This window comes from Vibrio sp. 378 (assembly GCF_033339435.1).
On record NZ_JAWOUO010000072.1, the window covers coordinates 1 to 1,441 of the forward strand.

A 1,441-nucleotide genomic window follows, 5' to 3' on the forward strand; every position below is an offset into this window, starting at 1 on the left:
TTGTTAGTGGGTACCTTACAGCGTTTGCCGTTTGATCCACAAACATTGATTGCTATTCATATGTGGGTATTGCTACCAGCATTGGTGATTCTATTTTCAAAGGCCGGTAAGAGCTGGCACGCACGCTTCGCTAATGCGTAAATCAGTGTAATTTAGTATTTTCCAATGTATGTAACGCGTGTATATTTGTCGTTCACACTTTTCCTGACACCATAATGGAATTCAAAAAGTAATGTCGTTAACCACGTATGAAATGGCTCGTATTCTAGAGCAAATGGAAGAATCACCAGAAAAGGTGATGTTTGGTAAGTTGCTTCCTGAGCTGGGCAATCAAAGCTCCGCGCGCATTCGTAGTGCGGCAAAACAAGTACCTCTACCAATCTTGCGTGACATTGTGTACCAATTTCAACAAGTGATTGAGTCACGCAAGGGCGAGCAAGTTGAGCTATTAGCAAAAGACCTCGCACAACAAGGTATCTCAGCGGATGAACTGCTGGCTTATCGAAACAAGCAATAAAAGAAATCCCCGCAATCGCGGGGATTTTTCTATCTGACGAATTTGTCTTTTAGCAATCGGTCGAGCGAAAACGGACCGGCTCCCCACAGCGTCACAATCAAAATCATTAACCCCCAGAGTTGGTGGTCATGGAAACCTTTCTCCCAAAGTAGTGGGTAGGACAGGACAGCGATAATGTTGAATACAAACAACATGGCAGCCATAGGGCGAGTAAATAATCCAAGCGCTAAAAAGACCGGAAGAACTAACTCTGCGAATGTGCCTGAATAGGCGGCAAATTCCCAAGGTAGCAACGGAACTTGATACTCAAATTCGAACAAGTACAAGGTGCTATCCCATGAGGCAATTTTGATAAGGCCAGAATTAAAAAACACCCAAGCGACCCATAAACGGCAAAACAGCAGCAACAACGGCATTGCGTGAGTTTGTAAGCTGTTGGTGTATTCGTCGTAGCGGCTAATCAGGCTTTTAACAGAATCTGTCATCGTATCCTCCTTACGCGGTTTGCAGCGTAAAACCTTCAATCAGGTCAAGCGTCATGATGTGATTAAGATGAGCGAGCAACGGCTCAGGGATATCGCTCAAACATTGCTTTTGTTCCAAGCTGGCAAGCAATTGATAGGCTTCGGCAGCTAGCGCGAAACACTGCGCTTCACCATTGGGCTCGATGCGGATCACCCCTTGTTGTAATTGGTTGATGTTGAGCTGATCGAATTGCTGAGTACGAACAGCTGCGAATAAATCAAACACCGCGTAATGAGCATCAAAGCACTTACACCCAGGGCGAAGGTGGAAAGCTAAATGGGGATGTTGCGACTCTGGTACGTGTGGTAACTCAGTCAGTGGTTGCACGGCAGTGTCTGCTTGATGCTCATAACGAGCTTGGCGAGCAAGGTCGATGTTCCATTCAAAGAGAGCAACTTC

2 protein-coding genes and 2 pseudogenes are annotated in these 1,441 nt (G+C 45.7%); 2 read left to right on the forward strand and 2 right to left on the reverse strand.

The genetic code is table 11. The annotated features are described in order from the left end of the window. Together R7Q48_RS24155 and R7Q48_RS24160 are read left to right on the forward strand one after the other, a co-directional pair. Positions 1–141: pseudogene (locus R7Q48_RS24155) on the forward strand (Bcr/CflA family drug resistance efflux transporter); the annotation flags it as partial. Between the two features lie 91 nt (positions 142–232). Further along, a complete protein-coding gene (locus R7Q48_RS24160) occupies positions 233–517 on the forward strand; it encodes a hypothetical protein (protein ID WP_318132608.1) in 285 nt (94 codons plus the stop codon). A gap of 29 nt (positions 518–546) precedes the next feature. Here R7Q48_RS24160 and R7Q48_RS24165 read toward each other — a convergent pair whose 3' ends face one another. Continuing rightward, positions 547–1,002 (reverse strand): DoxX family protein, encoded by a 456-nt coding sequence (locus tag R7Q48_RS24165; protein ID WP_005458568.1) that lies wholly within the window; start codon positions 1,000–1,002, stop codon positions 547–549. A gap of 10 nt (positions 1,003–1,012) precedes the next feature. After that, positions 1,013–1,441: pseudogene (locus tag R7Q48_RS24170) on the reverse strand (DUF2063 domain-containing protein); the annotation flags it as partial.